We start from the raw sequence: 5066 nt of genomic DNA on the forward strand, positions 1-5066 counted from the left end.
CGGCGGCCGGGGAGATGCCGGCGACATCTGGCGGCAGTGGGATCGCCCGGCCGGGATGCCGAGCANCCGTACGGTGAGCGCGTGAGCGGGCGATGCACGGATTCCGTCCGGAGCGTTCGCTCCGCGCGATGCCTCGCTCTACCTACCGCCGGCGGCTCTCGTGCCCGATCCGCCCAAGCTCCCTCTCATCGTCTTCATGATGGGGCAGCCCGGATCGCCGGACCCGACGAGCCTCGCCAAGGCTCTCGATTCTTTCGCCCAGGCGCACCAGGGGCTCGCCCCCATCGCCATCGTCGCGGATCAGACCTCGCAGGGCGATCTGGACCCCTCCTGCGCCGATTCGGCCACGTACGGGGAGGTGGCGACTTACTTCAACACCCTCATCCCGGAGTGGGCATCGTCGCACTTGAACGTCACAGCGGATCATCGCAAGTGGGTGATCGGCGGGTTCTCGAACGGCGGGTCGTGCGCACTCAAATGGGCCGGCGAATACCCGCAGGTCTGGGGGGCTCTCTTGGATGCCTCCGGCAACGAGTACCCGGGTTCCGAGCACGTCGACGAGACCACCGCCGACGTCTTCGGAGGGGACGCGGCGGCATTCGAGGCGGCAAAGCCGACCTCCATCATGGCTGCGGCTCCGCCGGGCACATACGCGGGTCACATCGCCATCTTCCTGTGGGGAGCATCGGACGGTGTGTTCGGTCCCGGGCAGCAACGGAACGCCTTCGCTGCGCAGGCCGCCGGCTTCACGACGCTCGCGCATCCCGTACCCGGGGCGGGGCACGACGGTCCGGCCCTCGACGGGGGGCTGGCTTTCGCCATACCGGTGCTCGGGCCGGCCCTCGGTTTGGCGGCTCCCTCGCCATGACCCACGCGCGTTCTCTGCGGGACGCCGCGCGGCATGAACGGTGGGCCGCGTGAACCGGTTCGTCCTGTCGTTCGAGCTGATCGACTCGCCGCTGCTCATCGTCGCCGTCGTGATCGCCGCGGTCGGCGTCCTGGCGATCCTGCTGTGGCCGCCGCGTCGCCTCATGGGCACACTGCTCATCGCCGTGACCGTCGGACTCCTCACGTACATCGTGGTGCACGCCCTGGAGGGCCGCGGCGTCTTCGAGGGTGCCCTCCCCGTGCACGCCGCCATGTGGGCGGCCGGCGGCATGGCCGCGGCGGCCGTGGGGATCGTCGGCGTCTGCCTCGGGCCGTGGGGACGTCGGATCGTCGGTGTCGTGACGGTCCTCGCCGCGCTGTTCGCGGCGGCGCTGGGCGTGAACGCCTCCTACGGGGTGACGCACAACGTCGCCGCCATCCTCGGTGTGCAAGCGCTCGATCCTGCCACCCTGCCGCCACGCGCCACTGCCGTGGACGATCCGGCGACGCTCTACCGGACGTGGACACCGCCGGTCGGCATGCCTGCGAAGGGGTCGGTGAGCGCCCTCACGGGCAGTACCAAGATCCCGACGGGGCAATACTCCGCGCGTGATGCATCGCTGTACCTTCCCCCCGCGGCCCAGGTTCCGAACCCCCCGGCGCTGCCCCTCCTCGTGTTCATGATGGGACAGCCCGGCTCGCCCGATCCCACCGCCCTGGCCAAGGCGCTCGATGCGTTCGCGGCGGAGCACAAGGGGCTCGCTCCGATCGCGATCGTGGTGGACCAGCTCACAGCCCCGGACCGCGATCCCGCGTGCGTCGACTCGGGCAAGTACGGCGCCGTCGCGACCTACATCAATCAGCTGGTGCCCCAGTGGGCCGAGCAGAACCTCAACATCGTCACGGATCACCGCTACTGGACGATCGGCGGCTTCTCGAACGGCGGTTCCTGTGCGGCCGTGTACGGTGCGAAGTATCCCGGGACATGGGGCAACCTGCTCGACGTGATGGGGAACGAGTTCCCCGGATCGGAGCACGTCGAGCGGACGGTCGCGGAGGTGTACGGCGGCGACGCCGGCGCCTTCCAGTCGAACAAGCCGTCGGTCATCATGGCCGCCGCGCCCGCGGGCAGCTACGCAGGTCACACCGCCGTCTTCACCTGGGGCAGCCTCGACACGACGTACGGTCCGGGGCAGCTCGCGAACTCTCAGGCGGCCCAGGCTGCGGGGTTCAGTGTCCTCACCCACATCGTCGAGGGAGCCGGGCACACGGGCGAGGCGCTCGACGGGAGTCTCGCCTACGCGATACCGGCCCTGGCGCCCGTGCTCGGCCTCGCCGCCCCGGCATCCTGAATCCGCGACTCGACGGCGTTTCGCCGTGGCCGGTTCGGAGAACGACGGAGGGGCCCGGTCGTCACGACCGAGCCCCTCCGTCCTTCGGGGATCAGAGCGAGAGCGCGGCCTTCATGATGGCGGCGTGCTCGTTCGCGTGGACCTTCGGCGACCCGGTGGCCGTCGAGGCGGCGGCGGCCCGGGAGATCACGCGAATGCCGCGTCCACCGATCTGGTCGGCGACCTCGAGCGCGATGAACGGCCAGGCGCCCTGGTTCTCGGGCTCGTCCTGAACCCACACCAGTTCGGCGTTCGGGTAGGTCTCGAGCGCGCGGTTCAGCTCCTCGATGGGAGCCGGGTAGTACTGCTCGAGGCGCACCAGAGCGATCTCGGGATTGGGGTTCTTGTCGAGCTCGGCCCGCAGATCCCAGTGGATCTTGCCGGCGTGCAGGAGCACGCGCTTCACGGCGCCGCGGTCGACGCCGCGGTCGTCGTCCAGCACCGGCTCGAAGCGGCCCTCGAGGAAGTCCTCGACCGGGCTCGTCGCGCCGCGCAGACGCAGCATGGCCTTCGGCGTGAACACGATGAGCGGGCGGCGGGGGCGCTGGTAGGCCTGGCGGCGCAGCAGGTGGAAGTACGACGCCGGGGTCGACGGGCGGGCGACGATCATGTTGTCCTGCGCGCACATCTGCAGGTACCGCTCGATGCGGGCGGACGAGTGGTCGGGGCCCTGACCCTCGTAGCCGTGGGGGAGCAGCAGCACGACGCTCGACTGCTGCGCCCACTTCTGGTCGGCCGACGAGATGAACTCGTCGATGACCGACTGGGCGCCGTTGGCGAAGTCGCCGAACTGGGCCTCCCACAGCACGAGGGCGTCCGCACGCTCGACCGAGTAGCCGTACTCGAACGCCATCGCCGCGTATTCGCTCAGCAGCGAGTCGTACACCCAGAAGCGGCCCTGGTTCTCGCTGAGGTTCGCCAGCGGTAGCCACTCCTGACCGTTGCTGCGGTCGTGGAGCACCGCGTGGCGCTGCACGAAGGTGCCGCGACGGGAGTCCTGACCGGCGAGGCGCACGGGCGTGCCCTCCATCAGCACCGAACCGAAGGCGAGCAGCTCACCGAACGCCCAGTCGATGCCGCCGTTGCGGCTCATATCGAAACGCTTCTCGAGCAGCTGCTGGAGCTTGTTGTGCACCGTGAAGCCGTTGGGCTTGTTCACGAACGCGTCGCCGATGTGGTGCACGACCTCGCGCGACACACCGGTGGTCTCGGGCGCCCCGACGACGACGTCGTCGGCCGCGTCGGTCGAGACGACGGGGGTGGCCCCGGTTTCAGCGGCATGGGTGTCGGCGAAGGCGACTTCCAGACGGTTCTGGAAGTCCTGCTTGGCCTGCTCGTACTCGTCCTCGGTGATGTCGCCGCGTCCGACGAGCGATTCCGTGTACAGACGGCGCACCGAGCGCTTCGCCTCGATGAGGTTCGTCATCAGCGGCTGCGTCATCGAGGGGTCGTCGCCCTCGTTGTGACCACGGCGCCGGTAGCAGACGAGGTCGATGACGATGTCGCGGTGGAACTCCTCGCGGTAGAGGAATGCCAGGTCCGCGGCGCGCACGACGGCTTCGGGGTCGTCGCCGTTGACATGCAGGATCGGGGCCTGGATGGTCTTGGCGACGTCGGTGGCGTACACCGAGCTGCGGGCGTCCGTCGGGGTGGTCGTGAAGCCGACCTGGTTGTTGACCACGACGTGGATCGTGCCGCCGGTGCGGTAGCCGCGGAGCTGCGACATCTGCAGCGTCTCGACGACGACGCCCTGGCCGGCGAAGGCCGCGTCGCCGTGGACGAGGATCGGCAGCCACGAGAACGTGCCGATGGGCTTCCGATCCTGCTTGGCGCGGACGATGCCCTCCAGTACGCCGTCGACGGTCTCGAGGTGCGACGGGTTCGCGGCGAGGTAGACGGGGAGCTCGTCGCCGGAGTCGCCGACGAACGTGCCCTCGGTGCCGAGGTGGTACTTCACGTCGCCCGAGCCGCGCTTGCTGCCGACGGCGACGGCGCCCTCGAACTCGCGGAACACCTGGCCGTACGTCTTGCCGGCGATGTTGGTGAGCACGTTGAGGCGTCCGCGGTGGGCCATGCCGATCGCGGCGCCGTCCAAGTTGGCGGCTGCCGCCCCCTGGAGGATCTGGTCGAGCAGCGGGATGAGGGACTCGCCGCCCTCGAGGCTGAAGCGCTTCTGGCCGACGTACTTCGTCTGGAGGAACGTCTCGAACGCCTCGGCCTGGTTGAGCTTCGACAGGATGCGCAGCTGCTCGTCGTGGCCGGGCTTGGTGTACTTCACCTCGACGTTGCGCTGGAACCACTGACGCTGCACCGGGTCCTGGATGTGCATGTACTCGACGCCGAGCGTGCGGCAGTAGGAGTCGCGGAGGACGCCGAGGATGTCGCGGAGCTTGGCGACGCGCTTGGCGCCGAGGCCGCCGGTGACGAACTCGCGGTCGAGGTCCCAGAACGTCAGCCCGTGCGACTCGATCTCGAGGTCGGGGTGCGTGCGCTGGACGTACTCGAGCGGATCGATGTCGGCCATGAGGTGGCCGCGGACGCGGAAGGAGTTGATGAGCTCCTGCACACGGGCGCTCTTGTCGATGCGCTCGGACAGGTCGACGCTGATGTCGGCGGCCCAGTGGATCGGCGCGTACGGGATGCGCAGTGCCGCGAAGATGTCGTCGTAGAAGCCCCGCTGCCCGATGAGGAGCTCGTGCACCTTCTTGAGGAATTCGCCCGAGCCCGCGCCCTGGATCACGCGGTGGTCGTAGGTGCTGGTGAGGGTGATCGTCTTGCCGATTCGCAGCTCGTTCAGCGTCCGCTCGC

Annotated in this window: 3 protein-coding genes; 2 read left to right on the plus strand and 1 reads right to left on the minus strand. The window is 69.2% G+C overall.

The window, feature by feature from the left end; translation table 11 throughout:
- Positions 1-100: 100 nt before the first annotated feature.
- The gene (locus I5G_RS21745) at positions 101-868 is read left to right on the plus strand and encodes an alpha/beta hydrolase-fold protein (protein ID WP_148286462.1); all 768 of its coding nucleotides are present in this window, start codon (positions 101-103) and stop codon (positions 866-868) included.
- Positions 869-917: 49 nt separating this feature from the next.
- Positions 918-2219: an esterase family protein gene (locus I5G_RS21750; protein WP_022878934.1), complete on the plus strand. Its 1302-nt coding sequence runs from the start codon at positions 918-920 to the stop codon at positions 2217-2219.
- A 91-nt stretch (positions 2220-2310) separates the two neighbouring features.
- Here I5G_RS21750 and I5G_RS10015 read toward each other — a convergent pair.
- Positions 2311-5066, minus strand: a 2756-nt coding sequence (locus I5G_RS10015; RefSeq protein ID WP_022878935.1) for a multifunctional oxoglutarate decarboxylase/oxoglutarate dehydrogenase thiamine pyrophosphate-binding subunit/dihydrolipoyllysine-residue succinyltransferase subunit, incomplete at its 5' end; no start/stop codon positions are given.

It is taken from the genome of Microbacterium sp. B19, from assembly GCF_000333395.1.
GTDB lineage: Bacteria > Actinomycetota > Actinomycetes > Actinomycetales > Microbacteriaceae > Microbacterium.